The organism is Buttiauxella sp. WJP83 (assembly GCF_027594725.1).
GTDB lineage: Bacteria > Pseudomonadota > Gammaproteobacteria > Enterobacterales > Enterobacteriaceae > Buttiauxella > Buttiauxella selenatireducens.
Genome location: NZ_CP110080.1, coordinates 2,679,588 through 2,706,062, shown reverse-complemented (window position 1 = coordinate 2,706,062; position 26,475 = coordinate 2,679,588). Strand labels below are relative to the sequence as shown.

At 52.0% G+C, this 26,475-nt stretch carries 31 protein-coding genes; 28 read left to right on the top strand and 3 right to left on the bottom strand.

Features of this window, described 5'->3' with window-relative positions:
- The first annotated feature begins 10 nt into the window (after window positions 1-10).
- From eutS to eutR, 17 genes are all read left to right on the top strand, one after another.
- On the top strand, window positions 11-346 hold the full coding sequence (gene eutS / locus OH773_RS12530) for an ethanolamine utilization microcompartment protein EutS (protein ID WP_270139129.1): 336 nt from the start codon (window positions 11-13) through the stop codon (window positions 344-346).
- 4 nt (window positions 347-350) lie between these two features.
- Window positions 351-812 carry a EutP/PduV family microcompartment system protein gene (eutP, locus tag OH773_RS12525; protein ID WP_270139126.1) on the top strand — a complete coding sequence of 154 codons (462 nt, stop codon included), beginning with the start codon at window positions 351-353 and terminating at the stop codon, window positions 810-812.
- The gene (gene eutQ / locus OH773_RS12520) at window positions 809-1,495 is read left to right on the top strand and encodes an ethanolamine utilization acetate kinase EutQ (RefSeq protein ID WP_270139124.1); all 687 of its coding nucleotides are present in this window, start codon (window positions 809-811) and stop codon (window positions 1,493-1,495) included. Before eutP ends, eutQ begins: the two co-directional genes overlap by 4 nt.
- A gap of 12 nt (window positions 1,496-1,507) precedes the next feature.
- Window positions 1,508-2,317, top strand: coding sequence for an ethanolamine utilization cob(I)yrinic acid a,c-diamide adenosyltransferase EutT (gene eutT, locus OH773_RS12515; protein ID WP_270139122.1), 810 nt, complete (start codon window positions 1,508-1,510; stop codon window positions 2,315-2,317).
- Complete coding sequence (pta, locus tag OH773_RS12510) at window positions 2,307-3,329, top strand: phosphate acetyltransferase (RefSeq protein WP_270139119.1); 1,023 nt, start codon at window positions 2,307-2,309, stop codon at window positions 3,327-3,329. Before eutT ends, pta begins: the two co-directional genes overlap by 11 nt.
- A gap of 13 nt (window positions 3,330-3,342) precedes the next feature.
- Window positions 3,343-3,636, top strand: coding sequence for an ethanolamine utilization microcompartment protein EutM (gene eutM / locus OH773_RS12505; protein ID WP_034455942.1), 294 nt, complete (start codon window positions 3,343-3,345; stop codon window positions 3,634-3,636).
- 105 nt (window positions 3,637-3,741) lie between these two features.
- Window positions 3,742-4,029 (top strand): ethanolamine utilization microcompartment protein EutN, encoded by a 288-nt coding sequence (eutN, locus tag OH773_RS12500; RefSeq protein ID WP_134183085.1) that lies wholly within the window; start codon window positions 3,742-3,744, stop codon window positions 4,027-4,029.
- Between the two features lie 15 nt (window positions 4,030-4,044).
- Window positions 4,045-5,454, top strand: coding sequence for an aldehyde dehydrogenase family protein (locus OH773_RS12495; RefSeq protein WP_270139115.1), 1,410 nt, complete (start codon window positions 4,045-4,047; stop codon window positions 5,452-5,454).
- A gap of 11 nt (window positions 5,455-5,465) precedes the next feature.
- Complete coding sequence (eutJ, locus tag OH773_RS12490; protein WP_270139112.1) at window positions 5,466-6,305, top strand: ethanolamine utilization protein EutJ; 840 nt, start codon at window positions 5,466-5,468, stop codon at window positions 6,303-6,305.
- Window positions 6,295-7,482 (top strand): iron-containing alcohol dehydrogenase, encoded by a 1,188-nt coding sequence (locus OH773_RS12485; RefSeq protein ID WP_270139110.1) that lies wholly within the window; start codon window positions 6,295-6,297, stop codon window positions 7,480-7,482. The genes eutJ and OH773_RS12485 overlap by 11 nt, the downstream gene beginning before the upstream one ends.
- A 46-nt stretch (window positions 7,483-7,528) precedes the next feature.
- Window positions 7,529-8,773: an ethanolamine utilization protein EutH gene (gene eutH / locus OH773_RS12480; protein WP_270139108.1), complete on the top strand. Its 1,245-nt coding sequence runs from the start codon at window positions 7,529-7,531 to the stop codon at window positions 8,771-8,773.
- Window positions 8,770-10,167, top strand: a complete 1,398-nt coding sequence (gene eutA / locus OH773_RS12475) for an ethanolamine ammonia-lyase reactivating factor EutA (protein WP_270139106.1) — start codon at window positions 8,770-8,772, stop codon at window positions 10,165-10,167. The genes eutH and eutA overlap by 4 nt, the downstream gene beginning before the upstream one ends.
- A 12-nt stretch (window positions 10,168-10,179) precedes the next feature.
- Entirely contained in the window at window positions 10,180-11,541 is a 1,362-nt protein-coding gene (locus OH773_RS12470; RefSeq protein WP_183271715.1) for an ethanolamine ammonia-lyase subunit EutB, read from the top strand.
- Window positions 11,542-11,560: 19 nt separating this feature from the next.
- Window positions 11,561-12,454: an ethanolamine ammonia-lyase subunit EutC gene (eutC, locus tag OH773_RS12465; protein ID WP_270139103.1), complete on the top strand. Its 894-nt coding sequence runs from the start codon at window positions 11,561-11,563 to the stop codon at window positions 12,452-12,454.
- Window positions 12,455-12,466: 12 nt separating this feature from the next.
- The gene (gene eutL, locus OH773_RS12460; protein ID WP_270139101.1) at window positions 12,467-13,126 is read left to right on the top strand and encodes an ethanolamine utilization microcompartment protein EutL; all 660 of its coding nucleotides are present in this window, start codon (window positions 12,467-12,469) and stop codon (window positions 13,124-13,126) included.
- A 10-nt stretch (window positions 13,127-13,136) separates the two neighbouring features.
- Window positions 13,137-13,619, top strand: coding sequence for an ethanolamine utilization microcompartment protein EutK (gene eutK, locus OH773_RS12455; RefSeq protein ID WP_270139099.1), 483 nt, complete (start codon window positions 13,137-13,139; stop codon window positions 13,617-13,619).
- Between the two features lie 18 nt (window positions 13,620-13,637).
- Window positions 13,638-14,690, top strand: coding sequence for an HTH-type transcriptional regulator EutR (gene eutR, locus OH773_RS12450; RefSeq protein ID WP_270139097.1), 1,053 nt, complete (start codon window positions 13,638-13,640; stop codon window positions 14,688-14,690).
- A 71-nt stretch (window positions 14,691-14,761) separates the two neighbouring features.
- On the opposite strand, the gene nadS is transcribed toward eutR, so the two are convergent.
- Together nadS and OH773_RS12440 are read right to left on the bottom strand one after the other, a co-directional pair.
- Window positions 14,762-15,052 (bottom strand): NadS family protein, encoded by a 291-nt coding sequence (gene nadS, locus OH773_RS12445; protein ID WP_270139095.1) that lies wholly within the window; start codon window positions 15,050-15,052, stop codon window positions 14,762-14,764.
- A complete protein-coding gene (locus tag OH773_RS12440) occupies window positions 14,941-15,417 on the bottom strand; it encodes a type II toxin-antitoxin system RelE/ParE family toxin (protein WP_333482166.1) in 477 nt (158 codons plus the stop codon). Before OH773_RS12440 ends, nadS begins: the two co-directional genes overlap by 112 nt.
- Window positions 15,418-15,682: 265 nt before the next feature.
- On the opposite strand from OH773_RS12440, the gene nudI reads away from it, so the two are divergent.
- The 4 genes from nudI (at window position 15,683) to OH773_RS12420 (ending at window position 18,641) form a co-directional block, all read left to right on the top strand.
- Window positions 15,683-16,108 (top strand): nucleoside triphosphatase NudI, encoded by a 426-nt coding sequence (nudI, locus tag OH773_RS12435; RefSeq protein WP_270139093.1) that lies wholly within the window; start codon window positions 15,683-15,685, stop codon window positions 16,106-16,108.
- A 3-nt stretch (window positions 16,109-16,111) separates the two neighbouring features.
- Window positions 16,112-17,425: a sensor histidine kinase gene (locus OH773_RS12430; protein ID WP_270139091.1), complete on the top strand. Its 1,314-nt coding sequence runs from the start codon at window positions 16,112-16,114 to the stop codon at window positions 17,423-17,425.
- Window positions 17,425-18,039, top strand: a complete 615-nt coding sequence (locus tag OH773_RS12425) for a response regulator transcription factor (RefSeq protein WP_270145845.1) — start codon at window positions 17,425-17,427, stop codon at window positions 18,037-18,039. The genes OH773_RS12430 and OH773_RS12425 overlap by 1 nt, the downstream gene beginning before the upstream one ends.
- 101 nt (window positions 18,040-18,140) lie before the next feature.
- Window positions 18,141-18,641 (top strand): GlcG/HbpS family heme-binding protein, encoded by a 501-nt coding sequence (locus OH773_RS12420; RefSeq protein ID WP_270139089.1) that lies wholly within the window; start codon window positions 18,141-18,143, stop codon window positions 18,639-18,641.
- 54 nt (window positions 18,642-18,695) lie between these two features.
- Here OH773_RS12420 and OH773_RS12415 read toward each other — a convergent pair whose 3' ends face one another.
- Window positions 18,696-19,115 carry a lysozyme inhibitor LprI family protein gene (locus tag OH773_RS12415; protein WP_270139087.1) on the bottom strand — a complete coding sequence of 140 codons (420 nt, stop codon included), beginning with the start codon at window positions 19,113-19,115 and terminating at the stop codon, window positions 18,696-18,698.
- Between the two features lie 641 nt (window positions 19,116-19,756).
- Here OH773_RS12415 and sufA point away from each other — a divergent pair.
- The 7 genes from sufA to ldtE all read left to right on the top strand — a co-directional run bounded on the left by sufA (window position 19,757) and on the right by ldtE (window position 26,412).
- Entirely contained in the window at window positions 19,757-20,125 is a 369-nt protein-coding gene (gene sufA / locus OH773_RS12410; RefSeq protein ID WP_270139085.1) for a Fe-S cluster assembly scaffold SufA, read from the top strand.
- Between the two features lie 8 nt (window positions 20,126-20,133).
- Window positions 20,134-21,618: a Fe-S cluster assembly protein SufB gene (gene sufB, locus OH773_RS12405; RefSeq protein ID WP_270139083.1), complete on the top strand. Its 1,485-nt coding sequence runs from the start codon at window positions 20,134-20,136 to the stop codon at window positions 21,616-21,618.
- 16 nt (window positions 21,619-21,634) lie between these two features.
- Window positions 21,635-22,381 (top strand): Fe-S cluster assembly ATPase SufC, encoded by a 747-nt coding sequence (gene sufC, locus OH773_RS12400; protein ID WP_270139080.1) that lies wholly within the window; start codon window positions 21,635-21,637, stop codon window positions 22,379-22,381.
- On the top strand, window positions 22,356-23,636 hold the full coding sequence (sufD, locus tag OH773_RS12395; RefSeq protein WP_270139078.1) for a Fe-S cluster assembly protein SufD: 1,281 nt from the start codon (window positions 22,356-22,358) through the stop codon (window positions 23,634-23,636). The genes sufC and sufD overlap by 26 nt, the downstream gene beginning before the upstream one ends.
- Window positions 23,633-24,853: a cysteine desulfurase SufS gene (gene sufS / locus OH773_RS12390; RefSeq protein WP_270139076.1), complete on the top strand. Its 1,221-nt coding sequence runs from the start codon at window positions 23,633-23,635 to the stop codon at window positions 24,851-24,853. Before sufD ends, sufS begins: the two co-directional genes overlap by 4 nt.
- 13 nt (window positions 24,854-24,866) lie before the next feature.
- Window positions 24,867-25,283 carry a cysteine desulfuration protein SufE gene (sufE, locus tag OH773_RS12385; protein WP_270139074.1) on the top strand — a complete coding sequence of 139 codons (417 nt, stop codon included), beginning with the start codon at window positions 24,867-24,869 and terminating at the stop codon, window positions 25,281-25,283.
- 100 nt (window positions 25,284-25,383) lie between these two features.
- Complete coding sequence (gene ldtE / locus OH773_RS12380) at window positions 25,384-26,412, top strand: L,D-transpeptidase LdtE (RefSeq protein WP_270139072.1); 1,029 nt, start codon at window positions 25,384-25,386, stop codon at window positions 26,410-26,412.
- Window positions 26,413-26,475 lie beyond the last annotated feature (63 nt).

Sequence of the window (26,475 nt, the reverse complement as noted above, 5' to 3'; positions counted from 1 at the left end):
AGGAGGCGCAATGGAAAAGGAACGCATTATTCAGGAATTTGTTCCTGGAAAACAGGTCACACTGGCGCATTTAATTGCTCATCCCGGTGAGGAATTAGCGAAGAAAATAGGCGTTCCTGGCGCTGAAGCGATTGGCATTATGACCCTGACGCCGGGTGAAACCGCCATGATAGCGGGAGACCTCGCCACCAAGGCCGCCAGCGTGAACATTGGTTTTCTGGATAGATTCAGTGGCGCATTAGTGGTTTACGGCTCAGTCGGTTCGGTTGAAGAAGCCTTACAACAGACGATAACCGGCCTGAGCAATATTCTGAGTTATACCGTCTGTTCAATGACGCGGAGCTAGCCGCATGAAACGCATCGTGTTTGTCGGTACCGTGGGGGCGGGGAAAACAACATTGTTTAACGCGTTACAGGGAAATTATTCCCAGGCAAGAAAAACGCAGGCGGTTGAATTTAATGATGTGGGGAATGTCGACACGCCGGGGGAATTTATCAGCCATCCGCGGTTGTATTCTGCATTAATTAATACCCTGATCGATGCGGACATATTGATATATGTCCACGCGGCAAACGATCCGCAATGCCGTATCCCCGCTGGGTTGTTAGATATTTATCCTTATCTGCGACGTATTGCGGTAATAAGCAAAATTGATTTGCCCGATGCAAATATTGCACAGACACAGGCGATGCTCAAAGACTCAGGATTTACGCCACCAATATTTGCACTGAACAGCCTGGATGCTGCGAGCGTCAGGCAACTTGAGGATTATCTGGCCGAGATATGTGGTCAGGAGGAACCTGTTCAATGAAAAAGCTCATTACGGCTAATGATGTTCGTGAAGCCCATTCCCGTGGTCTTAAAACCATTACTTTTGTCCTGAAAGAATCCATCGTCACGCCGGAAGCGCGCGTAGTTGCAGAGCAACTGGATATCGCGTTAGTGGAAGACGGTGTCGGTCCTGTCGCAACAGAAAGTACTCCGCCTCGTTCCGAACGTCAGCGTATTCGCGAAGAGATCATCTCCCAACTGCCGGAGGGAATGTTCACCGAAAGCCTGGTGGCGCAGCTCATTGATAAGGTTGAGCAAGAACAGAAAACGCGGACGGGCAGCGGGATGCAACCGAGTTTTCGTGCGGTAACGGGCAAAGGCGGTATCAAAGTTATTGATGGCAGTTCGGTAAAATTTGGCCGTTTTGATGGTGCGCAAGAGCCGTGTGTTGGGCTAACCGATTTGGTCACGGGCGCGGATGGCAGCAGCATGGCGGCAGGTTTCATGCAGTGGGAAAACGGCTTTTTCCCCTGGACGCTGAATTACGATGAAATCGACATGGTGTTGGAAGGGGAATTACACATACGCCATGAAGGCGAAACGCTTATCGGTAAAGCAGGGGATGTGATGTTTATCCCTAAAGGTTCCAGCATCGAATTTGGCACTCCCAGCCACGTTCGTTTTCTCTATGTTGCCTGGCCTGCCAATTGGCAGGAATGCTAAGGCGAGGCGCTTATGAGCACCTTCATTACTGAAGACTGGCTACGGGCAAATCACACCCTCAGCGAAGGGAGCGAAATCCGCCTTCCCGCTGACAGCCGTATGACACCGTCGGCCCGTGAACTCATTGACGCACGCCGTTTGCTGGTGAAATTCCAGGATGATGACGGGCGCTTGTTTGTTGAAACGGAAGAGAAATTACAACCGGTACACGGCCTGACGAGTGAATCCGTGGCACAGGTCGCGCATTGCGAGTTATGCCAGCAGCAAGTGAAAGAAAAACCAGACACGCTAACCCACCTTAATGCGCATGTATTTGTGGCGAAAAACGATCCCCGTCTGGCATTTCGCGCAAGTCTGGATAGCGCCATTGCTATGGCGGTATGGCTGCAAACTGAATTCGATAACACGGCTGCACTTTGGCTTGCCGATATTCGCTCTTTACTGGGCAATATTATGCGCGCAGACGCGTTAGAGCAGACATTGCCTGAACAGCAATTAGTGGGGTTATCTGCTGACGATTTGCACCGTTTATCCCATCAGCCGTTGAAATATCTTGGGCACGATCATCTGGTTCCCGATGCGGCGCATGGGCGCGAAGTCGCGCTGCTCAATTTGCTTCGAACAAAGATTCGCGAAACCGAAATCTGCGCGGCAACAGTCTTTATTGGTGCGGATTACCACGTACAAAAAGCGGATTTATTGCTGGCACTTAATCGCCTCTCAAGCGCGGTTTATGTATTGATGATCCTGTGCCTGAAAAAAGAGTGGCCAGATGCAGCAACGCTACTGCGGCGGCTGTCTGGAGGCTCACATGTTGCTTGACCGTTGCCGTCGCCAGGCCCAAAACCAGCCTAAGCGTGTCGTCTTCCCGGATGCGAAGGATGCGCGTGTTATCGAAGCCGCGCATTACCTCCAGCATCACGGACTGGCGCAACCCATTATCCTGGCCAATCCGTTTGCTTTGCGTCATTTCGCGTTGGCAGCCGGGCTACCACTCGACGGATTACAGATTATCGACCCAGCAACGTCACAGGACTGGTTGGCTGAATTTCATCAGCAACTGACGCAGCGTCTCGGTGATAAAACGCCGGATGATGCCCAAGAACGATTACGTGACCCGCTCTGGTTTGCGGCTGCAATGGTTAAAGCAGGAAGAGCCGATGTGTGTATTGCCGGGAATATTTCATCTACGGCTGCCGTTTTGCGTGCCGGTCTGAAAGTTATCGGCTTGCAACCGGGTGTTAAAACGCTCTCTTCCCTGTTTTTGATGTTGCCGCCAGAGGGAGAAAGGATCCTTGGATTCGCCGATTGCAGTGTCGTACCGCAACCGACAGCCGCTCAGCTTGCTGATATCGCTATCAGCAGCGCACAAAGCTGGCAGGCCATCACCGGGCAGCCAGCACGTGTCGCCATGCTGTCATTTTCTACCAACGGCAGCGCCCGCCACCCTTGCGTTGCCACCGTTCAACAGGCAACGGAGATAGTACGCGAGCGCGCCCCTGAACTGTGTGTGGATGGTGAGTTGCAATTTGACGCAGCCTTTGTTCCCCAGGTGGCTGCGCAAAAAGCGCCTGAAAGTGTGCTGGGAGGGCAGGCGAATGTGCTGGTTTTCCCATCGCTTGAGGCGGGCAATATTGGCTACAAAATTGCGCAACGGCTGGGTGGATTCCGTGCAATTGGCCCGATGATTCAGGGGTTGGATGCCCCGCTGCATGACCTTTCCCGAGGATGCAGCACACGTGAAATTATTGAACTGGTGCTCATTGCATCAGGTATGACGGATAAGCATAGCGCCGTTCGTCGGAATGAAACTGAAAGCCTTTTAACCGAGTGAGAGGAAATAAATCATGGAAGCACTAGGACTTATCGAAACAAGAGGTTTGGTCGCAGTGATTGAAGCATCGGATGCGATGGTCAAAGCCGCACGCGTCAAACTGGTAGGCGTAAAACAGATCGGCGGTGGGCTGGTAACGGCAATGGTGCGTGGCGATGTAGCAGCCTGTAAAGCGGCAACCGATGCCGGAGCTGCCGCGGCTCAGCGTATTGGCGAGTTGGTTTCCGTTCATGTCATCCCACGTCCACATGGCGATTTGGAAGAAGTTTTCCCGATTGGCCTGGGTAGCGACAAAACTATCGATTGATAGCCGGTGACGTCATCCCCCGACGTCACCCTTCTTTTACCTGATTATCTGGCAGCCTCAGGGCGGCACAGGATTGCTTTATCTGAATTTTGTCCGGAGGCGAGCATGAAGCTGGCAATGGTCATTGGTCAAATCGTTTGCACAGTCCGTCACAGCGGGCTTGAACACGACAAATTGCTGATGGTGGAGATGATTAACCGCCAGGGCGAACCGAGTGGTGAGTGTGCAATAGCCACTGACAGCATTGGTGCCGGAAACGGCGAATGGGTGTTGCTGGTGGGCGGGAGTTCCGCTCGCCGAGCACATCATAGTGAAGCCTCTCCGGTCGACATGTGCGTGATAGGCATCGTTGATGAAGTGGTCATGGATAGAGAAATTATCTTCCATAAATAGTGAGGGTTGAGCGGCATGGACAGGCAACAAATTGAACAGGTGGTGAAAGCTGTGCTGGCAGGAATGGCGGCAAACACAACACCACAACCCGTCACAAAACCGTGCGGCGCAGGCGTTTTTGCCTCACTGGATGATGCCGTTGAAGCGGCTTGCGTGGCACAAAAATCCTTAACCAGCGTGGCGATGCGCCAGAAAGCCGTGGCGGCCATCCGTCTGGCGGGCGAGCAATATGCACAACCGCTTGCGGAAATGGCGGTAGCGGAAACCGGGATGGGCCGCGTTGCAGATAAATGTGCCAAAAATATTGCTCAGGCTCGTGGTACTCCGGGCGTTGAATGCCTGACACCGCAAGTGTTAACCGGTGATAACGGTCTGACGCTCATCGAGAATGCGCCATGGGGCGTGGTGGCTTCGGTAACACCGTCTACCAACCCAGCGGCAACCGTCATTAATAACGCCATCAGCATGATCTCCGCCGGGAATAGCGTGGTCTTTGCACCGCATCCAGCGGCAAAAAATGTTTCGCAGCAAACAATCACCTGGCTTAACGAAGCGATTGTTGCGGCGGGTGGACCGGCGAATTTACTGGTGACGGTTCTCAATCCTGATATCGAAACCGCACAACGATTATTCAAATACCCCGGCATCGGTTTATTGGTGGTAACAGGTGGCGAAGCGGTGGTAGACGCGGCGCGTAAACACACGAACAAACGTTTGATCGCCGCAGGCGCAGGGAATCCGCCGGTTGTGGTGGATGAAACCGCCGATATTCCTCGTGCGGCTAAAGCTATCGTGCAGGGTGCGTCGTTTGATAACAACATCATCTGCGCTGACGAAAAAGTGCTGATTGTGGTGGAAAACGTCGCGGACGCGTTGTTGGAAGAAATGCAGCGTAATCACGCCGTTTTGCTCAGCGATGCGCAAGCCGAAAAACTGCTGCCGATTGTGCTGAAAAACGTGGATGAACAAGGAAAAGGCCAAGTGGTTCGCGACTGGGTTGGGCGTGATGCGTCCAAAATTGCCGCCGCTATCAGTCTTAACGTGGCCCCTGAAACACGCTTGCTGCTGGTGCAAACCACGGCGCGCCATCCTTTTGCCGTCACAGAAATGATGATGCCTGTGCTTCCAATGATCCGGGTGGCCAATGTCACCGAGGCCATTGCACTTGCGGTGAAGCTGGAAGGAGGCTGCCACCATACCGCCGCCATGCACTCGCGCAATATCGACAACATGAACGCCATGGCGAATGCCATCGACACCAGTATTTTCGTTAAAAATGGCTCGTGTATTGCCGGGCTGGGGCTGGGTGGCGAAGGCTGGACCTCCATGACCATCACTACGCCAACTGGCGAAGGTGTGACATCGGCCAGAACCTTTGTACGCCTGCGTCGTTGTGTACTGGTAGATGGATTCCGCATCGTTTAAGGAGAGGGGCAATGGCACGCAGCGAACAAACCTGGCTCAATGAGCGCTTACGAAATGCGTCTTTGCTGTGCAACCAGCATCCGAGTGTCGATCAGCAACCGCTGTGGCTCGGAATCGATCTCGGCACCTGTGATGTCGTATCGCTGGTTGTCGACGGCAATTGTCAGCCCGTTGCAGTTTGCCTCGATTGGGCCGATGTGGTTCGTGATGGCGTGGTCTGGGATTTTTTCGGCGCGGTGCAGATTGTACGTCGTCATCTCGACACGCTGGAACAGCAGCTTGGCTTTCGTTTTAGCCACGCCGCCACCTCATTTCCACCGGGCACCGATCCTCGTATTTCGGTCAATGTGCTGGAGTCTGCGGGGCTGGAAGTGAGCCGTGTGCTCGATGAGCCGACAGCCGTTGCCGATATGCTCCAGCTTGATAAAGCGGCGGTAGTGGATATTGGCGGTGGCACCACTGGCATTGCCGTCGTTTCACAAGGGCAAGTGATTTACTCCGGCGACGAAGCCACGGGCGGACATCATATTTCCCTGACGCTTGCGGGTAACCAACGCATCCCACTGGAAGAGGCTGAACAAATGAAGCGCGGTAGCGATGCCAGCCTCTGGCCTGTGGTGCGCCCGGTCTACGAAAAAATGGCGGACATTGTCGCTCGTCATATCGAGGGTTACGACGTCGAACAACTCTGGCTGGCGGGCGGTTCCTGTATGCAGCCGGGGGTGGAAGGGCTGTTCCGGCAGTGTTTCCCTGAATTAACGGTTCAGTTACCTCCGCACTCCATTTTCATGACCCCGCTGGCGATCGCCGTTTGCGGTATGACTCAAGTGGAGGGTGCTCATGCACAGTGAAGAGATGCAATCCGCGCTTTATCAGGCGCTGGACATGATGAATGCTCGCAACGTGCGTGAATTTTCCATACCACCCGCCACGTTTATGGGGCCAGGTGCAGTCGCGCGTTGTGGCGAGGCATTGCTTGAACGCGGGATTTATCGCCCATTCGTCATGGTCGATAACATGCTGCATCAAGCCGGAATGACCGATGTTCTGGAGCGCAACCTGAAGCACAGCGGCATCACGTATGAAATCTGGCCATGTTCGCCTGGCGAACCTGTCGACCGCGATATCGGTGCGGCAGTTGAACAAATCGATCGTTGTCAGTGCGATGGTGTCATTGCTTTGGGCGGTGGATCTGTACTGGACGCAGCAAAAGTGGTCGCTGTGATTGCCACGAATCCCGGCCTCGCGCTTGAGAGCCTGGTTGCAGGGAAACGTCTGAATCGCCGGTTGCCGTTCGTCGCGATCCCAACCACAGCGGGCACCGGCTCGGAAGCCACCAATGTGTCAGTGATTATCGCCGCGCAGACTCACCGTAAACAGGTTCTTGTCCATTCCATGTTGATCCCGGATGTCGCGATTATTGATGCGTGTCTGACGCTGGGTGTTCCATCGCATATTACCGCCGCAACAGGAATTGATGCCTTAACTCATGCCATTGAAGCGTATGTGGCAAGCAATGGCACGCCGCTGACTCGCGGGCTTGCGTACCGAGCCATCAACAGTATTGCGCAGGCATTACCGCAGGCTGTAGGGCAAGGGCATGATTTGGCCGCACGTGAAGCGATGATGCTCGCGTCGTATATGGCCGGAATGGCGTTTTCTAACGCAGGCCTTGGGTTATGCCATGCCAGCGCACACCAGATAGGTGCCGCTTACGGCATTCCGCATGGCAAAGCTAACGCCATCATGCTGCCGGCGGTCATGAAATTTAACCAGTTGGTGTGCAAAACCACCTATAGCGAAATTGGCCACGCCCTGACAGGGAAATCGTGCGCGGCCAGTGAAACCATCGCTTTTGTTGAACACCTCATTAATGAACTGGAGTTAGGAAGCGGGTTACGCGCGGCCGGAGGCTGCGAGTCTGACTATGTCGGTTTCGCCCGTGCGGCGCTAAACGACATCTGTATTACCACCAATCCACGCACTGTGACGGAAGCCCAGATTATTACGCTGTATCAGGACGCCTGAACGGGCATTACACCGGCCTGCTCGCAGGCGATGAAGGAGAAGGGATATGGGCATTAACGACATTATCATGTACATCATGATGATTTTTATGCTGATTGCCGCGGTTGACCGGGTTTTCACCCAGTTTGGCGGCTCAGAAAAAATCCTCGGGTTTGTCGGGCTGGGCAAACTGGGTAAAAGCATTTCCGGTTCAGGCAGCCAGTTTGAAGAAGGCTTTATGGCGATGGGCGCGCTGGGGTTGGCGATGGTTGGGATGACTGCGCTGGCACCGGTGTTAGCTTACTTGCTGGGGCCGGTAATTATCCCTGTTTATGAAATGCTGGGCGCAAACCCGTCAATGTTTGCCGGCACGCTGCTGGCTTGTGATATGGGCGGTTTCTTCCTTGCCAAAGAACTGGCGGGAGGGGACGTTGCAGCCTGGCTTTATTCAGGGCTAATTCTCGGGTCCATGATGGGCCCAACCATTGTGTTTTCTATTCCCGTTGCGCTGGGCATTATCGAGCCTTCAGACCGCCGTTACCTGGCGCTTGGCGTGTTGGCAGGAATAGTCACGATTCCGATTGGCTGCATTGCAGGTGGTCTGGTGGCGATGTACTCCGGGGTTGAAGTCAATGGGCAGCCAATTGAATTCACCATGAGCCTGATTCTGCTCAACATGATCCCCGTGTTAATCGTCGCGGTGTTAGTCGCGCTGGGGCTGAAGTTCATTCCGGAAAAAATGATTAACGGTTTCCAGATCTTCGCCAAAATCCTTGTGGCGATAATTACCGTCGGCCTTGCAGCGGCAGTGGTGAAATTCCTCGTAGGCTGGACGCTGATCCCCGGGCTTGATCCTATCTTTATGAGTGAGGGTGACAAGCCTGGCGAAGTGATGCGCGCCATTGAAGTCATCGGTTCAATCTCTTGTGTGCTACTTGGCGCTTATCCGATGGTACTGCTGCTGACTCGCTGGTTTGACAAGCCGTTAATGCGCGTAGGCAATTTGCTGAAAATCAACAATATTGCAGCAGGCGGTATGGTTGCGACGCTCGCCAACAACATTCCGATGTACGGCATGATGAAGAATATGGATGCGCGCGGCAAAGTCATCAACTGCGCATTTGCCGTGTCGGCGGCATTCGCCCTTGGCGACCATCTGGGTTTCGCTGCGGCCAATATGTCACCGATGATCTTCCCAATGATTGTCGGCAAGCTGGTAGGTGGCGTTACCGCGATAGGCGTGGCTATGCTGCTGGTGCCGAAAGAAGAAAGCACCCATGTCGTGGTTGATTCTGCGGAGGCGCAATCGTGAAAATTCGCGAACTTCATAGCGTAGGTATTGATGTTGGCACCACCACAACACAGGTGATTTTCTCCTGTCTTGCACTGGTTAACCGAGCTGCAATCTCGCAGGTGCCGCGCTATGAGTTCGTGAAACGTGAAATTACCTGGCAAAGCCCGGTGTTTTTTACCCCGGTTGATAATGATGGCCATCTGAGAGAAGAAGAGCTACTCAGCCTAATTCTCTCGCAGTATCAGGACGCGGGTATCGCGCCTGAGTCTATTGATTCAGGCGCAATTATTATCACCGGTGAAACCGCCAAAACTCGCAATGCGCGTCCAGCCGTGATGGCACTTTCCCAGCAGCTTGGGGATTTTGTCGTCGCGACTGCTGGGCCGCATCTTGAGTCAGTGATTGCCGGTTACGGCTCCGGGGCACAGGCGTTATCCCAGCGCCAGCTCAACCGAGTCATGAATATTGATATTGGCGGTGGTACAGCGAACTACGTGCTGTTCGAAGGGGGCAAGGTTGTCGCTTCTGCTTGCCTGAATGTCGGTGGACGTTTGTTTGAAACCGATACTCACGGCAATGTCACATTTATCCATAAGCCAGGTCAGTGGATTGCGGATGAGCTGTTTGGTGAAGGTAAAAAGACGCTCACTCCCGCGCAACTGGATACCGTTGCCGACCGCATGGCGCAACTGCTTTATGAAGTGGTCACCGGTGAGATTTCACCACTGGCACAACGCTTGTTAATGACGGATACGTTGCCTGCAGGTAAACCTGCTGACGTGATTACGCTGTCGGGTGGAGTAGGGGAATGCTATCGCCAGCCACCAGAAACACCGTTTGGTTACGGCGATATTGGCCCGCTTCTGGCGCGAGCAATTCATCGGCATGCAGGATTTTCCTCGCTCAGCGTACACATTCCCGAGCAAACCGTGCGCGCGACCGTGATTGGTGCTGGTGCGCACACCCTTTCGCTTTCAGGTAGCACCATCTGGCTCGACGAGATGACGTTACCGCTGCGCAATATTCCTGTTGTACACCCTGTTGGCAAGGGTGAGCTCGCACAAACCTGGCAACGGGGACTGGAACAAATGGATCTCAATGCGGCGCAGGATTGTTACGCGCTGGCCATTCCACCTGCACTTCCAACCAGCTATGCCACCGTGCAGTTGGTCATCAACGCTCTGAAACTTTTTATCCAACGCCTTCCAGGTTCGCAGCCGCTGATTGTTGTCGCGGAGCAGGATCTCGGTAAAGCGCTGGGAATGCTGCTGTTTCCACAAGTGGAGCCGCGCAAGCTTGCGGTGATAGACGAAGTCGTCACCCGTACTGGCGATTATATTGACATTGGTTTGCCGTTGTTTAGTGGAGCAGTTGTCCCGGTAACGATCAAATCACTCGCCTTTCCTTCCTGAGGGATCGACATAATGAAACTAAAAACCACGCTGTTTGGGCAAGTTTATCAGTTCAAAGATGTGAAAGAAGTGCTGGCGAAAGCCAACGAATTACGTTCCGGCGATGTGTTGGCAGGTGTTGCTGCACAGAGTTCTCAGGAACGAGTGGCGGCAAAACAGGTGCTGTCTGAGATGACGGTGGCGGATATTCGCATGAATCCAGTTATCGCTTATGAAGATGACTGCGTGACGCGCATTATCCAGGACGACATCAACGAAACCTCTTATACACGGATTAAAAACTGGAGCATAAGCGAGCTGCGTGAGTACATCCTTAGCGATGACACCAGCGTTGACGATATTGCTTTTCTGCGCAAAGGCATCAGTTCTGAAGTGGTCGCGGCTGTCGCTAAAATATGCTCGAACGCAGACTTAATCTACGGCGGCAAGAAAATGCCGGTGATTAAAAAAGCCAATACCACCATTGGCCTACCTGGCACTTTCAGCGCACGTTTGCAGCCTAACGACACGCGTGATGATGTTCGCAGTATCGAAGCGCAAATTTACGAAGGGTTGTGTTTTGGTGTGGGTGATGCGGTCATTGGCGTTAACCCGGTGACGGACGATGTGGGTAACCTAACCCGCGTACTTGATACCATCTACAACGTTATCGACAAGTATTCGATTCCGACGCAAGGCTGCGTATTGGCGCACGTCACTACCCAAATTGAAGCGATTAAGCGAGGCGCTCCGGGTGGGCTTATCTTCCAGAGTATTTGTGGCAGCGAAAAAGGGCTCAAAGAGTTCGGCGTGGAACTTGCCATGCTGGACGAAGCACGTGCCGTGGGGGCGGAGTTTAACCGCATCGCCGGAGAAAACTGCCTGTACTTCGAAACAGGGCAGGGTTCGGCTCTTTCCGCAGGCGCAAACTTTGGCGCAGACCAGGTCACCATGGAAGCGCGAAATTACGGCCTGGCGCGCCATTACGATCCTTTCATCGTCAACACGGTAGTCGGGTTTATCGGACCGGAATATCTCTATAACGACCGCCAGATTATTCGCGCCGGGCTCGAAGATCATTTCATGGGCAAACTTAGCGGCATCTCAATGGGCTGCGACTGCTGCTATACCAACCACGCCGATGCGGACCAGAACCTCAATGAAAACCTGATGATCCTGCTGGCGACCGCCGGATGTAACTACATCATGGGGATGCCGTTGGGTGACGACATCATGCTCAATTACCAGACCACGGCATTCCACGATACTGCCACCGTGCGCCAGTTACTGAATTTGCGTCCATCGCCGGAGTTTGAAGCTTGGCTGGAAACAATGGGGTTAATGGCTAATGGCCGTTTGACGTCACGCGCGGGCGACCCGTCGCTGTTCTTCTGAAATCATCAGGGAAATCATCATGGATCAAAAACAGATTGAAGAGATTGTGCGCAGTGTTCTGGATCAAATGCACAAACCGGAAAATGCCGTGCAGCCTGCCGTTACCACAACGCCAGTGACGCAAGCTGTCGTCCCAGCAACAGAAGAAAGTTGTAGCGTCGATTTGGGCTCGACTGAAGCCAAAATGTGGATTGGTGTGCAGAACCCTCATCGTGCCGAAGTACTGGAAGAACTGCGCCACAGCACCGCTGCTCGCGTTTGTACCGGGCGCGCAGGCCCTCGTCCACGCACGCAGGCGTTATTGCGATTCCTGGCTGACCATTCACGCTCGAAGGATACCGTTCTCAAAGAAGTGCCCGCTGAATGGGTTCAACAGCAGGGATTGTTGGAACTGCAATCCGAAATCAGCGACAAAAATCTCTATCTCACCCGCCCGGATTTAGGGCGTCGCTTGAGTGCCAACGCTATCGAAATGCTGCGTACCAGTTGCAAACAGAACCCTGACGTTCAGGTAGTGATTTCTGACGGCCTTTCGACTGACGCTATCACCGCTAACTATGGCGAGATCTTACCGCCGCTGTTGCAGGGACTGGAACAATCCGGGTTGCATGTTGGCACTCCGTTCTTTGTCCGCTATGGGCGCGTGAAGATCGAAGATCAAATCGGTGAGTTGCTGGGCGCGAAAGTGGTGATCTTGCTGGTGGGCGAGCGTCCAGGGCTGGGCCAATCAGAAAGCCTCTCTTGCTACGCGGTGTATTCACCAAAAACGGCAACCACGGTGGAAGCCGACCGCACCTGTATTTCCAATATTCACCGGGGTGGTACACCGCCAGTCGAAGCGGCTGCTGTGATTGTCGAACTTGCAAAACGTATGCTGGCGCAGAAAGCGTCGGGCATCAACCTGACTCGTTAAGGGAGCATAACTATGCCAGCTTTAGATTTGATTAAACCGAATGTGAAAGCGATGCGGGTTATCGCAAACGTCAGCGAAGGGTTTGCTCGCGAACTGAAATTACCTTCCCATATTCGTAGCCTGGGTTTGATTACTGCTGATTCCGATGATGTAACCTATATCGCCGCGGACGAAGCCACGAAACAGGCGCAGGTTGAAGTGGTGTATGGCCGCTCGTTGTACGCAGGTGCAGCGCATGGCCCATCACCAACGGCCGGGGAAGTGCTGATTATGCTGGGTGGGCCAAATCCGGCTGAGGTGCGTGCGGGTCTGGACTCGATGTATGCCACTATCGAACAAGGTCCTGCGTTTCAGTGGGCTAACGATTCGGAAGATACCGCATTTTTGGCTCATCTGATTTCCCGTACAGGATCGTATCTTTCAACAACGGCCGGTATTTTGCTTGGTGATCCAATGGCCTATCTGGTTGCGCCGCCACTGGAAGCGACATTTGGCATTGACGCTGCGTTGAAATCTGCCGACGTGCGCATTGTCACCTACGTGCCGCCGCCATCAGAAACCAACTACTCGGCAGCGTTCATGACCGGTAGTCAGGCCGCGTGTAAAGCCGCCTGTAATGCCTTTAGTGAGGCCGTGCTTGAGATAGCGCGCAACCCAATTCAACGCGCGTAGGGAGTGATTAATGAACTCTCTCGGGTTACTTGAAGTGTACGGTTTGGTGGCGGGAATTGACGCAGCAGACGCAATGCTAAAAGCGGCAAACGTGCGCTTGTTGAGCCATGAAGTGCTCAATCCTGGCATGGTGACGCTGGTTGTTGAAGGGGATCTTGCTGCGTGTCGCGCCGCGTTAGATGCGGGGGCGGGTGCGGCTAGTCGTACAGGCCGAGTGATTAGCCGTAAGGAACTCGGCCGTCCTGATGAGGACATCGAGCGGCTGGTGTGCAGCTTTGGCCGTAAGCCCGCAAAACAATCGCCGGTCGCCACGCCAGAAGTCACACAAGCGCTGCTGGACGTGTTGCAAACTCAGGGCCATGGTATGACTGCCGGTGAAGTTGCGGCGCATTTTAACTGGCCACTCGAAGAAGCCAGAAAACAACTTGATGCATTATTCCATGACGGAAAATTACGCAAGCGTAGCAGTCGTTATCGTCTGAAGGCTGTGTAGCGGCGCAAGGAGTCGCGTATGAGTAAGAAAATTAACCCTGACTTACATCATCTGCGTAAAACGGACTATGCGCGGGACGAGAAAGTGGCGCCTCTGATTGAGGAGACGTGTGTACATCGGCGCCAGACAAAAGATGTGTATGAACACGCCTGCACTATCACTGCGTGGCAGCAGCTCTATGATCAGCTTCAGCCTGGGCACTTCCAGGGGGAGCTGACGGAGCTTCTGCTTGATGGCATCCAGATGTTCCGTGAGTACACTAATCTTGCCCTGCGACAGTCTTGCATGGTGTGGCCGAATGCCTTCTGGTTTGGCATTCCGGCCACCTATGGTGAAAAAGGGTTTATTGGTACTCAACTGTTGGGCAAAGAAGAGATTGCGGCGCGCCCTGGCGGGACAGAGTTTGAATTGAGTACGCCAGATGAGTACACCATCCTCGGCGTGGTCATTGCTAACGATGTGCTGTTTCGCAATGCTGGGCTGTTTTATCAGCCGGAAATCTTGTTTGAGCTTTTACAAAAAAACTCAGCCCTTGATGTTTGCCCGCAGAAAAAAGAAGCTATCTGGCAATTTATACATCAGGCACTGGCGCATGGCAGCCATGACCCGGAATGTATGAGCAACGAAAACGTGCGCAAGGTGCTCTCACACAATTTGCTATCGGGAATGAGTGAACTGCTGGAAAGTGCACAGCCCGTGGCTTCTGAGCTGATGTCGCGAAAAACGAGCTATCAACGGCTGGTATCCCAAGCGCGTGATTGCGTATTAAGTCGCACGTCGGAACCCTTAACGGTGCTTGAACTTTGCAATGAGCTGCATGTTAGCCGCCGCACATTACAAAATGGTTTCCATGCTGTGCTGGGGATTGGCCCTAATGCCTGGCTTAAGACGCTGCGTCTGAATGCTGTGCGCCGGGAATTGGTCAGCCCGTGGTCAAACTGGAGCACCGTGAAAGATGCCGCGATGCAATGGGGCTTCTGGCACCTCGGCCAGTTTGCCACTGACTATCAACGCTTGTTCCTGGAAAAACCCTCTGAGACGTTGCAATCACGTGGGCGGGAATGGCGGTGAAGGGGGAGAGCCAAAGAGTGGTCTTCTTTTGCGGGCGGCCAGGATGTCGTGTCCTGGCCGCCCGCAACTTTTCAAAGTGCCAGCAATACATTAATCATCGCCGGATTGTGTTCCAGCATCAGCAGGATTTTTAGCGACGAGCCTGAAGGAATGCGGCGATTTTGCTCCCAGCTTTGCACCAGTGAAGCGCTTACGCCAACAGCCTGAGCAAATTCCTCCTGCTTCAAACCTGTGGTTTCACGCAATGCTTTCACATTCGGCAAAGGGTGGCGGTGGACGCGAGCGGGTTGCATTTCGCCTTTTTCAATCGCCACCATCTCTTCCATGCTTTGTACAAGGGAGTCGAACAGTTGCTTATCCATAATATCGTCCTTAAATTTTCATCATGAAAAATAGACAGAGTCTGGTCCAGAAGTGTGGTTAATCGCTTTAACACGGATTTCTCAGCTTCTGTCATATCGTCTTTCACATTTTTGGCATAAACCGTTAGCAGATAAAGTTTTCCCTTGCGGGTGACTGCGTAATAAATTACCCGAACGCCGCCGCGTCTCCCGGTCCCTGGCCGATTCCATCTGAGCTTTTTGCAGCCCCCGGTATTTTTTATCGTATCCCCATCGACATGCTGTTTGAGCAGATATTCCTGAAGTTGCTGGAAGGTATCATCATCTAACAAACTTTCGCGTTGCCTGACGAATGTCGGGGTTTCAATAAACTCAAAATAGTCCATTTGTTGTTTATCCCTGGTGTATTTTTAATCGCACGAAGTACGAGTGTCAAGTTTGTTTTCGTACTCGGTACGGGATTGTGTTGGAGCTAGTGGCTATGGATTCGCGACTTTAGATTTAAAACCACGAGATGAACATTGACTTTTATGGCTTGTGGAAAGCGCCTCGCAAATGATCAATTAACAGCGTCTTGTGTACGTTCCCGATGAGACTCCTGAGCCTGTTTCTGCTAACGTTTGCATAAACTAAAAGACACCAGGAGGCCATATGCGCCAGAGAGTTATCGTTTGCCCAATTATTGAAAACAACGGCGAAATTTTGCTGTGTAAAATGGCAAACGACAGAGGGGTTTTTCCGGGGCAATGGGCGTTATCCGGTGGTGGAATGGAGCCGGGTGAAAATGTTGAGCAAGCGCTTCTGCGTGAAATCAGCGAGGAGCTGGGTGCAGAGTTGAAGATTATGCATATTACGCCCTGGACGTTCTCAGACGATGTGCGGACAAAAACCTATGCAGATGGTACGAAAGAAGAAATCTACATGATCTATCTGCTATTCAACTGTGTCAGTGCTAACCGGCAGATAACGTTTAACGAAGAGTTTCAGGACATCGCCTGGGTTAAACCTGAAGATCTTCATCTCTACGATTTGAACGAAGCCACCAGAGCGACTTTCACTAAAAAAGGTTGGCTCTGATTTATGGTAAAGGCGATGGTTTGGCTGATCCTCACGGCGCTATCCGGCGGCGGTGTGGTTATCTATGCGTTGTATCAGCAATACGAGGAACAAAGTGCTGAGTTCCGTATTTTGTACCGCGATATTACGGTCAAGCTTTCGCAAAACGATGTCATTCTGGCGCTGCTTTCTAACAGCAGCGACCCCGCTGTGGTGCAGAAAAAATTCCCCTATATTCTGCGCTGGCAAACCAAACCCCATAAACCGCCGCGCCCGGATATAAACCCCGCCCGCGCCGGAACCTACTGGATAAATTCCCCGCAAGGTTCGTTGCTGATTGATTTACCCACATTGTTGGCCGATTTCGTTCGTTCACAGAAATTTCGGCACTTTAGCCTGAGCTGGCAGGGAACTCCTCTTCTCACGCAGGGTGCTGAAGGGAAGGGGGATTGGTGGCGTTGGGAGAAAGAGGTCGCAAGTCCTTCTCAGCCTCTGAATCTGTTGGTGACAAATAACCCGGACTGGCGAAGCTTGCCCTGGCTTGTGTTGGTGCTGCTGGGGATTTTCTGGGCGGCGGTAATCTACTTTTATAATCAGTATCAGGCGACAAAACGCCAGCGGCAAATCGCTGATTTACGTGCTCATTTTTCAGAACTGGCGCGGTTAAATACGATGGGGGAAATTGCCGCAGGTATGGTACATGAACTGAATCAACCGCTCACCGCGATTCTCAGTTACTCGCAAACTGCGCAACGTCTGATTAAACAGCAGCAAGCGGAAAAAGCAGAACCGTTGCTGGATGCGGCCGTGATGCAAACCAAGCGGATTAGCAGTTTACTGCTGGCATTTCGTGAAAAACTGCAAAGTGATGAACAGACATTGCAGCCAGTTGATTTACGTCAGATTTGGGAAAGAGTCGCCATGTTGCTGGGTAATGAAATCGAGCGTGGCAACGTCGGCATCATCAATAATATTCCTGGCTCTTTGCCTCCGCTGATGGCATCTCCCTTGGGTATCGAGCAGATATTCCATAATCTGCTCAATAACGCCGTTCAGGCTCAGCAGCAAACGGATAAAGCCTGGGTTACCGCAAGCGCCAGCCAAACCGAGAGCCATATCATTTTGACCGTCACCGACGGTGGGCCAGGGCTGAGTGAGCAGGCATTACAGCAGGTGTTTATGCCTTTCTTCACCACCAAAAAAGAGGGGCTTGGCCTGGGTATGGCGCTGACCGAGACGCTGGTGCAGCGGTATAACGGCAGCATTCAGGCGGATAATAGCGCGACCGGAGGGGCGTGTTTTACCCTGATATTTCCCCTTATTCAACCGGAGGCATGATGGTGCAACGCATCTATCTGATTGATGACGATGAAGCGATACGCTTTTCGTTAACTGCACTGCTCGCGACGATGGGTTGGGAAACGCAAAGCTATGACAGCGTGCAGAGTTTTCAGGAGTCTGAATCTGATCTTCCGAGTCTCAACGGCTGCTTGCTGTTGGATATTCGGATGCCCGGTAAGTCGGGTATTACACTCCTGGAAAACTGGCAGCAAATGGGGAGTACGCTGCCGGTTATCATGATGACGGGTCATGGCAGCATTGATCTTTGCCGTCGCGCGTTTAAAAACGGAGCATTCGAGTTTCTGACCAAACCCGTTGATGCCGACCTTCTGATTGAAACGGTGGGGGCTGCACTCGAGCAACAGAAACTGAGTCAGCAACAGCGTGAAAGTCATGCCGATTTACAGGCAAAACTGGCCTTGCTTTCTGCCCGCGAACAGGAAGTGATGGCGCTAATCATGCAGGGGAAATCGAACAAAGAGATGGCGAGAGATCTTGAGTTATCTCCTCGAACCGTTGAAGCCCATCGCGCCAGCCTGTTTGCGCGGCTTGAAATCAACTCGCTGGCAAAGCTGATAAAAATCTACGGTGGGCTGAAAGGAACCAGGTAAAATTACCTGGCATACCAGGTATTCGTCCGAATGGTTTCTCTGGTTGCGCCTGGTTACCTTAACTCTTGTAAATTCATCACATCGAGTTGAGAGAAGAAACCATGAAAAACTCCATCCTGTTCGCCGCTGCTCTGTTCAGCAGCGCAGCCGCAATGCCTGCTTTTGCCAACAATGTTCTGACTGAAAAGAACCTCTCACTCGAGTTTGCCGACAAACTCGCCCAAAGCGCTATTCAGGCCTGTAGTGCCAAAAACTATAACGTTGCGGTGACGGTTGTGGATCGTGCTGGGGTAGTTAAAACCGTTAAGCGTATGGATAACGCAGGCCCGCATACCGTTGAAGCCAGCCGTATGAAAGCGTATACCGCGCTGACGACGAAAAATGCCACTGGCGATGTCATGAAGAGTGCGCAGGATAACGCCGGTGCACAGAATATGCGTGATATCCCAGGCTTCTTGCTGTTGGGTGGGGGTGTGCCGGTGAAAGTCGATAACCAGACCATCGGTGCCATTGGTATCGGCGGTGCGCCTGGGGGCCATCTGGATCAACAATGTGCGGTTGACGCACTTGAAGCCAATAAGTCACTGCTCAACGCTTCCTGATATTTATATCCAACGCAGGTTTACCAGACCTGCGTTCATTTTTTAGCTCCTGCCTTATTCAGACAATTGTTTAATCCGCATAAGATTCATATCAATAGTTGATTTATAGGCTGCCAGACCGCCGCCATTTCCAGAACCATAGGAAGTTAGAACGCGGTTGCTTTCGGCATTTCGAAACTCTCTATATGCCAGCTCAGCTTTGTCGAAGGCTTTAACAGAATGCAAAGAGCGACTTCCTTCACTTTCTTTTTCTAACTCAACAAGTTCAGCCCGTACCTTTTTTTCAGCTGCACTTAGTTCAATTTCCGATTGTTTTACCACTATCGGATAGCATTCACGCTGCTCAGCCGTTGACAATTTTTCTTCGCACTTCTTGTATAGCCCTTCAGCAGATTCTGCCGCAAGGACGGTCTGGCTACACAAAGCCGCAAACATTAAACCTGCCAGAATAGATTGGGTTGCATTAATTTTCATTTTTTCTCCTTTACAGGAATTTAACCTAACTTAATTAATTTTTTGTATCAAATGACTAATGGTTATATATGTTAATTAACACATTGATATGTTTTAAATTGTGAAAATGACTTATCTTCGGGATTGTTCCTATTTCCATAGGGTTTAATTATCCATCCTGGTGTGAAATATATATGAAGTGAAATGTAACTTTAAAAAGCATATTTTATATTCGAATTATATTTCACCCCTGAGCCGGTATTTTCTGAGATATTTCAGCCTTGTTAGATGAAGTGTAAAAAATGGCGTGTGAACTCACGAGTTCTCCACCGCGATATGCTCCATACCGAAGATCTCTGAAAAGTATGCCAGTGCCCGAATGTCAGTTCATCAAACCACCTATTGAATAAATTAGTATTTTCTATACATCTTTGTCTTTCTATCACCTGCGCTTTCCATTCCTGAATAAATTCTATTTATTTCATCACCTTAATTAGCACTGCTCACCCTCTGCAAGAGTTCCAGCAGGGTCTATCCTTAGTTAAGGCGTCTAAAAAACGAGCATTTCGTGAATACCCCTGTTACCAGGATGTTGTATTGATAATAGTTATCATTAACATGGGGTATTGGCCGTTGGGCGGCAAAACATCAAGAGGTGAATTATGGACGTGCAAACCGGTAGCTTCGATCCCAGCGAATTTGCCTGGAAGGGGCTGACGTTAACCCCTGATGCTGCGGCACATATTCGCAAACTGGCAAGCCAGCAGCCCGGCTTTCTCGGCGTCCGTTTGGGTATCAAACAGACAGGGTGCGCCGGGTTTGGCTACGTGCTGGATACCGTCAAAGAGCCTAAAGCTGATGACCTCCTTTTTGAAGCGGGTGGCGCGAAACTGTGGGTTCCGCTTTCTGCGATGCCGTTTATCGACGGAACGGAAGTCGATTATGTGCGCGAAGGATTAAATGAAATATTCAAATTTAACAACCCGAAAGCCCAGCACGAATGCGGCTGTGGTGAAAGCTTTGGGGTGTAGGCGGAATTATGTCACGTAACACTGAAACGACTGAAGAAGTGAAAACCTGGGCGGGCGGCCATCAGTACAAAGAAGGTTTTTTCACCCAGCTCAAAACTGACGAACTGGAACACGGCATCAATGAAGACGTGGTGCGGGCTATTTCTGCGCGTCGTAATGAGCCTGAATGGATGCTGGAATTTCGCCTGAGCGCTTATCGTGCGTGGCTTGAGATGGAAGAACCTCATTGGCTGAAAGCGCATTACGAAAAACTTAACTATCAGGATTACAGCTATTACTCAGCCCCTTCGTGCGGCAGCTGCGACGATAATTGCGAATCCCAGCCCGGAGCGGTTCAACAGCCGGGAGGCAACGCTTATTTGACCGGCGAAGTGGAAGAAGCGTTTAACCAACTCGGCGTGCCGGTGCGGGAAGGTTCAAATGTGGCCGTGGATGCCATTTTTGACTCGGTTTCGGTCGCGACGACTTATCGTGAAAAACTCTCTGAACAGGGGATTATCTTCTGCTCCTTTGGTGAGGCGATTCATGAGTTCCCGGATCTGGTGCAAAAATATCTTGGCACCGTGGTGCCGAGTAACGACAACTTTTTCGCGGCGCTGAATGCGGCGGTAGCATCTGATGGCACTTTTATTTATGTGCCAAAAGGCGTGCGCTGCCCGATGGAGCTTTCGACCTATTTCCGGATTAATGCCGAAAAAACCGGTCAGTTCGAACGCACGATTTTAGTGGCGGACGAAGGCAGCTACGTCAGCTACATCGAAGGGTGCTCCGCACCGGTGCGCGACAGCTATCAGCTGCACGCTGCAGTTGTGGAGGTCATCATTCACAAAGACGCGGAAGTGAAATATTCCACGGTGCAAAACTGGTTCCCGGGCGACGGCAATACCGGTGGGATCCTGAACTTCGTGACCAAGCGTGCGTTGTGTGAAGGGGCAAACAGCAAAATGTCCTGGACGCAGTCCGAAACCGGCTCGGCTATTACCTGGAAATACCCCAGCGTGATATTGCGCGGTGATAACTCCATCGGCGAGTTTTTCTCCGTCGCGTTGACGGCAGGAAACCAGCAGGCCGATACCGGTACCAAGATGATCCACATCGGCAAAAACACCAAATCGACGATTATCTCCAAAGGAATTTCAGCCGGACACAGCCAGAACAGCTATCGCGGACTGGTGAAAATCATGCCAACTGCGACCAACGCCCGTAATTTCACCCAGTGCGACTCCATGCTCATCGGGCCAGACAGCGGCGCGCATACCTTCCCGTATGTCGAATGCCGCAATAACACCGCTCAGCTTGAACATGAAGCGACCACCTCGCGTATCGGGGAAGACCAGTTGTTCTACTGCCTGCAACGCGGAATCGCGCAGGATGATGCGATTTCAATGATCGTCAATGGATTCTGCAAAGATGTGTTCTCGGAATTACCGCTCGAATTCGCGGTGGAAGCACAAAAATTATTAGCGATTAGCCTCGAACACAGCGTCGGATAAGAATTAAGGGAAAATTATGCTGAGCATTAAAGACCTACAGGTAAGCGTTGAGGACAAAGAGATCCTGCGCGGTTTGAGTCTCGAGATAAAACCTGGCGAAGTGCACGCGATTATGGGGCCGAACGGTTCAGGGAAAAGTACGCTTTCTGCCACGCTTGCCGGGCGCGAAGATTACGAAGTTACCGGCGGGCAGGTGCATTTTAAAGGCAAAGACCTGTTGGAGTTATCGCCGGAAGACCGCGCGGGTGAAGGCATTTTCATGGCATTCCAGTACCCAGTGGAAATTCCTGGCGTGAGTAATCAGTTCTTTTTGCAGACTGCGCTGAATGCGGTGCGCAAATACCGTGGGCTGGACGAACTCGACCGTTTCGATTTTCAGGACTTGATGGAAGAAAAAATCAAATTGCTGAAAATGCCGGAAGACTTACTGAGCCGTTCGGTGAACGTAGGCTTCTCTGGTGGTGAGAAAAAGCGTAACGATATTCTACAAATGGCGGTTCTCGAACCCGAACTTTGCATTCTGGATGAATCAGATTCGGGGCTGGATATTGATGCGCTGAAAATTGTTGCTGAAGGGGTGAATTCACTGCGCGATGGTCACCGAGCTTTTGTCATCGTTACGCACTATCAGCGTATTCTCGACTACATCAAACCTGATTTTGTCCATGTGCTTTATCAGGGCAGGATTGTGAAATCAGGAGATTTCAGTCTGGTGAAACAACTGGAGGAGCAGGGTTATGGCTGGCTTACCGAACAGCAGTAACGGCAACGCTCTGCAACAGTGGCACCACCTGTTTGAAACACAGGGCTCAGTGCGCAGCAAAGAAGCCCAGGAACATATGCAGCAAATGCTGCGCCTCGGGCTGCCAACGCGCAAACATGAGAACTGGAAATACACACCGCTTGAAGGGTTGCTCAATAACCAGTTTGTGTTGCCTGCATCGGAAGCGTTAAGCGAAATTCAACGTAACGCGTTGGCATTGCCGTTGGACGCGTGGCGTCTGGTGTTTGTGGATGGGCGATTTAGCCCCGAGTTGAGCGACGATCTGTCCAACAGCGGGTTCGATATCACCATTGATACCCAGCGAGCGTCGTTGCCTGCTGCGGTGCAGAGCGAGGTGTTTTTGCACCTTACCGAAAGTCTTGCTGAAAGGGTGACGCACATTCGCGTTTCCCGTAATGACAACCCCGCGAAAGCTCTGCTGCTCATGCATGTCAGCCGTGGCAGTGCGCAGGATGAGATGAATACCGCGCACTATCGTCATCACTTATCGCTTGGCGAAGGGGCTTGCGCGACAGTTATTGAACATTTCGTCAGCCTTGATGAGCACGCCCATTTTACCGGGGCTCGTTTTACCGCTGATGTGGCGGCAAACAGCCAATTGCATCACTACAAACTGGCGTTTGAAAACGCGCAAAGTTATCACTTCGCTCATAACGATGTGGTTATCGGCCAGGATGCTACGGTTGAGAGCAACAGCTTTCTGCTTGGGGCGGCGGTGCTGCGCCATAACACCAGTTCGCAACTTAACGGTGAAAACACTCAATTACGCATCAACAGCCTGGCGCTGCCAATTAATAACGAAGTGTGCGACACCCGCACCTGGCTTGAGCACAACAAGGGTTACTGCAACAGCCGTCAGTTGCATAAAACTATCGTCCGTGACAAAGGCCGGGCGGTGTTTAACGGCATGATAAAAGTGGCTCAGTATGCGATTAAAACTGACGGGCAGATGACCAACAACAACTTGTTGCTCGGGCGCCTGGCGGAAGTAGACACCAAGCCGCAGTTGGAAATTTACGCCGATGATGTGAAATGCAGCCACGGAGCCACCATTGGCCGCATCGATGACGAACAGATGTTCTACCTGCGTTCGCGCGGGATTAAAGAGCAGGCTGCAATGCAGATGATCATTTATGCCTTTGCCGCAGAGCTAACGGAAAATATTCGCGACGAAGCATTGAAACAGCAAGTGCTGGCGAGGATCGGCCAGCGCTTTGCAGGGGGAGAAGCATGAGTTTTTCCATCGAACGGGTGCGGGCTGATTTTCCCATTTTGAGCCGTGAAGTGAACGGGCAGCCGCTGGTCTATTTAGACAGCGCCGCCAGCGCGCAAAAACCGCAGGCGGTTATCGACGCGGAGCTGGATTTTTACAGCCATGGTTACGCGGCGGTACATCGCGGCATTCATACTTTGAGCGCGGAAGCGACACAGTTAATGGAGAATGTGCGCAACCAGGTTTCACGCTTTATTAATGCACGAACGCCGGAAGAAATTGTTTTTGTTCGCGGTACGACCGAGGGCATTAACCTGGTCGCCAATAGTTGGGGGCGCGCCAATATCCATGCTGGAGATAACATTATTATTTCCACTATGGAGCACCACGCCAATATCGTGCCATGGCAAATTCTCTGCGAGCATACTGGTGCAACATTACGTGTGATCCCGCTTAATCAGGACGGTACGCTGCAATTGGACGTGTTCCCGACGCTGATTGACGAACATACCAAACTGCTGGCGATTACCCAGGTTTCGAACGTGTTGGGTACAGAAAACCCCGTGCAGGAGATGATTGAAATCGCCCATCAGGCTGGGGTGAAAGTGCTGGTGGATGGCGCACAGGTCATCATGCATCACGCCATCGACGTGCAGGCGATGGATTGTGATTTCTATCTGTTCTCCGGCCACAAAATTTATGGCCCAACGGGTATCGGTGTGCTGTATGCACGCGAGGAAATCCTGCAAAACATGCCACCGTGGGAAGGGGGCGGATCGATGATTGCGAGTGTCAGTCTGACCGCTGGCACCACTTACGCAGCCGCACCGTGGCGTTTTGAGGCCGGTACGCCTAATACCGCAGGCATTATCGGGCTGGGTGCCGCCTTGCGCTATATCGAGAGCCTTAATTTGACCGAAGTGAGCGAGTACGAGCAATCGCTTATGCGGTATGCGCAGCAGGCGTTAAAAGCGGTTCCAGACCTGACGATTTATGGCCCGGATCAACGCCTCGGTGTGATCGCGTTTAATCTGGGCAAACATCACGCCTATGACGTAGGGAGTTTTCTCGATAACTATGGCGTTGCGGTTCGTACCGGACACCATTGCGCGATGCCATTAATGGCGTTCTTCCAGGTTCCAGCGATGTGCCGCGCCTCGTTCGCCATGTATAACACTGAAGAAGAGGTGGATCGCCTGGTGGTAGGTTTGCAGCGCATTCATCGTCTGCTGGGCTAACAGGGAGAAAGCCATGGCTAATTTGCCAGACAAAGAAAAGTTGTTGAAAAATTTCAGTCGGTGCAGCAACTGGGAAGACAAGTACCTCTACATCATAGAACTCGGCGGACGGCTTCCGGTGTTCCCTGACAGTGAACGCATCGCTGAAAATACCATTCAGGGCTGCCAGAGCCAGGTGTGGATTGTGATGCACCAACAGCCTGATGGTGTCATGACGCTTGAGGGTGACAGTGACGCAGCCATCGTCAAAGGGCTGATTGCAATCGTGTTTATTCTCTACCAACAGATGACGGCGCAGGATATTGTCGTGTTTGATGTGCGCCCATGGTTTGAGAAACTTGAGCTTGCTCAGCATCTTACACCGTCTCGCTCCCAAGGGCTTGAAGCAATGATCCGCGCAATCCGCACCAAAGCCGCCAATCTTAGCTAAACTCAAAGAACAGCTTTCATCCTGTTAACGCGAGGTAATTTTATTGCCTCGCACGGCTTTCAGCATTCCGGCGCTTAGCCGGTGAATACAGGAATTCAGTATGAAACGCGCGTTCTCTCAAATAACATTAGTTTTGATAAGTGCTCTGGCTGCTAGCCAGTCAGCATGGGCTGTTGACTATTTATTACCCCCTCCGGGTAGCCGAATAATAGGTGAAAATCAAACCTACATTGTTCCGAATGACGGTAAAAACCTTGAGGCAGTCGCCGCGAAATATAATACCGGTGTGTTACTGCTGATTGAGGCAAACAATACCGTTGATCCCTGGTTACCAAAACCTGGCAGCGAATTAACGATACCGTCGCAAATGATCCTACCGGATGCACCACGCGTGGGTATTGTTATCAATCTTGCTGAGTTGAGGTTGTATTATTATCCGCCGGGGCAGAATCGTGTTGAAGTTTATCCGCTGGGTATTGGGCAGCTTGGAAGAGAAACGCCAGTGATGGTGACTCGTGTCAGCCAGAGGATCCCTAATCCGACCTGGACGCCAACGGCAAATATCCGAGCACGTTCAGCAGCGCAAGGCATAACGCTGCCTGCGATGGTGCCAGCAGGGCCAAATAACCCTCTCGGGCGCTACGCACTGCGTCTGGAACAGGGTGGGGGTGAATATCTGATTCATGGCACCAATGCGCGTAATAGCATTGGCTTGCGTGTGAGCTCGGGTTGTATGCGTATGCGTGCACCCGATATCAAGGCCGTGTTTAGCCAGGTCTCCGTGGGGACTCGCGTGCAGATCATTAATGAGCCCGTAAAATTCACCACAGAGCCGGATGGAAGGCGTTATGTTGAAGTGCATCAGCCGCTATCGCGCAATGATTGGGAAAATCCACAAACCGTCCCGATTGCAATTTCCGCATCCTTTGGTTCATTTATCGATAACCCGTTGAGCGACAAAGCGCAGGTGGATAGTGCCATCGTAAGGCGTGCGGGTTATCCGGTACTGGTCAATGCGCCACAAGGTGTCCCATCACAACCGGTGAATATTACTCCGATACAGGGCGTCAGGACGACCACAGGCAGTGGGAGCATGGTAAGTGGGCAGAGTAGTGTGGTGATGAATTAGAGAGGTTCTGAGTGCGGGAGATTAAGGCAAAAAAAATGGCGCACAATGTGCGCCATTTTAATA

What these genes read in the sequence shown, in the direction of transcription:
- eutS (WP_270139129.1), top strand. Translation starts at nt 11, where the DNA reads ATGGAAAAGGAACGCATTATTCAGGAATTTGTTCCTGGAAAACAGGTC.
- eutP (WP_270139126.1), top strand. Translation starts at nt 351, where the DNA reads ATGAAACGCATCGTGTTTGTCGGTACCGTGGGGGCGGGGAAAACAACA.
- eutQ (WP_270139124.1), top strand. Translation starts at nt 809, where the DNA reads ATGAAAAAGCTCATTACGGCTAATGATGTTCGTGAAGCCCATTCCCGT.
- eutT (WP_270139122.1), top strand. Translation starts at nt 1,508, where the DNA reads ATGAGCACCTTCATTACTGAAGACTGGCTACGGGCAAATCACACCCTC.
- pta (WP_270139119.1), top strand. Translation starts at nt 2,307, where the DNA reads ATGTTGCTTGACCGTTGCCGTCGCCAGGCCCAAAACCAGCCTAAGCGT.
- eutM (WP_034455942.1), top strand. Translation starts at nt 3,343, where the DNA reads ATGGAAGCACTAGGACTTATCGAAACAAGAGGTTTGGTCGCAGTGATT.
- eutN (WP_134183085.1), top strand. Translation starts at nt 3,742, where the DNA reads ATGAAGCTGGCAATGGTCATTGGTCAAATCGTTTGCACAGTCCGTCAC.
- OH773_RS12495 (WP_270139115.1), top strand. Translation starts at nt 4,045, where the DNA reads ATGGACAGGCAACAAATTGAACAGGTGGTGAAAGCTGTGCTGGCAGGA.
- eutJ (WP_270139112.1), top strand. Translation starts at nt 5,466, where the DNA reads ATGGCACGCAGCGAACAAACCTGGCTCAATGAGCGCTTACGAAATGCG.
- OH773_RS12485 (WP_270139110.1), top strand. Translation starts at nt 6,295, where the DNA reads ATGCACAGTGAAGAGATGCAATCCGCGCTTTATCAGGCGCTGGACATG.
- eutH (WP_270139108.1), top strand. Translation starts at nt 7,529, where the DNA reads ATGGGCATTAACGACATTATCATGTACATCATGATGATTTTTATGCTG.
- OH773_RS12470 (WP_183271715.1), top strand. Translation starts at nt 10,180, where the DNA reads ATGAAACTAAAAACCACGCTGTTTGGGCAAGTTTATCAGTTCAAAGAT.
- eutC (WP_270139103.1), top strand. Translation starts at nt 11,561, where the DNA reads ATGGATCAAAAACAGATTGAAGAGATTGTGCGCAGTGTTCTGGATCAA.
- eutL (WP_270139101.1), top strand. Translation starts at nt 12,467, where the DNA reads ATGCCAGCTTTAGATTTGATTAAACCGAATGTGAAAGCGATGCGGGTT.
- eutK (WP_270139099.1), top strand. Translation starts at nt 13,137, where the DNA reads ATGAACTCTCTCGGGTTACTTGAAGTGTACGGTTTGGTGGCGGGAATT.
- eutR (WP_270139097.1), top strand. Translation starts at nt 13,638, where the DNA reads ATGAGTAAGAAAATTAACCCTGACTTACATCATCTGCGTAAAACGGAC.
- nadS (WP_270139095.1), bottom strand. Translation starts at nt 15,052, where the DNA reads ATGGATAAGCAACTGTTCGACTCCCTTGTACAAAGCATGGAAGAGATG.
- OH773_RS12440 (WP_333482166.1), bottom strand. Translation starts at nt 15,417, where the DNA reads ATGGACTATTTTGAGTTTATTGAAACCCCGACATTCGTCAGGCAACGC.
- nudI (WP_270139093.1), top strand. Translation starts at nt 15,683, where the DNA reads ATGCGCCAGAGAGTTATCGTTTGCCCAATTATTGAAAACAACGGCGAA.
- OH773_RS12430 (WP_270139091.1), top strand. Translation starts at nt 16,112, where the DNA reads ATGGTAAAGGCGATGGTTTGGCTGATCCTCACGGCGCTATCCGGCGGC.
- OH773_RS12425 (WP_270145845.1), top strand. Translation starts at nt 17,425, where the DNA reads ATGGTGCAACGCATCTATCTGATTGATGACGATGAAGCGATACGCTTT.
- OH773_RS12420 (WP_270139089.1), top strand. Translation starts at nt 18,141, where the DNA reads ATGAAAAACTCCATCCTGTTCGCCGCTGCTCTGTTCAGCAGCGCAGCC.
- OH773_RS12415 (WP_270139087.1), bottom strand. Translation starts at nt 19,115, where the DNA reads ATGAAAATTAATGCAACCCAATCTATTCTGGCAGGTTTAATGTTTGCG.
- sufA (WP_270139085.1), top strand. Translation starts at nt 19,757, where the DNA reads ATGGACGTGCAAACCGGTAGCTTCGATCCCAGCGAATTTGCCTGGAAG.
- sufB (WP_270139083.1), top strand. Translation starts at nt 20,134, where the DNA reads ATGTCACGTAACACTGAAACGACTGAAGAAGTGAAAACCTGGGCGGGC.
- sufC (WP_270139080.1), top strand. Translation starts at nt 21,635, where the DNA reads ATGCTGAGCATTAAAGACCTACAGGTAAGCGTTGAGGACAAAGAGATC.
- sufD (WP_270139078.1), top strand. Translation starts at nt 22,356, where the DNA reads ATGGCTGGCTTACCGAACAGCAGTAACGGCAACGCTCTGCAACAGTGG.
- sufS (WP_270139076.1), top strand. Translation starts at nt 23,633, where the DNA reads ATGAGTTTTTCCATCGAACGGGTGCGGGCTGATTTTCCCATTTTGAGC.
- sufE (WP_270139074.1), top strand. Translation starts at nt 24,867, where the DNA reads ATGGCTAATTTGCCAGACAAAGAAAAGTTGTTGAAAAATTTCAGTCGG.
- ldtE (WP_270139072.1), top strand. Translation starts at nt 25,384, where the DNA reads ATGAAACGCGCGTTCTCTCAAATAACATTAGTTTTGATAAGTGCTCTG.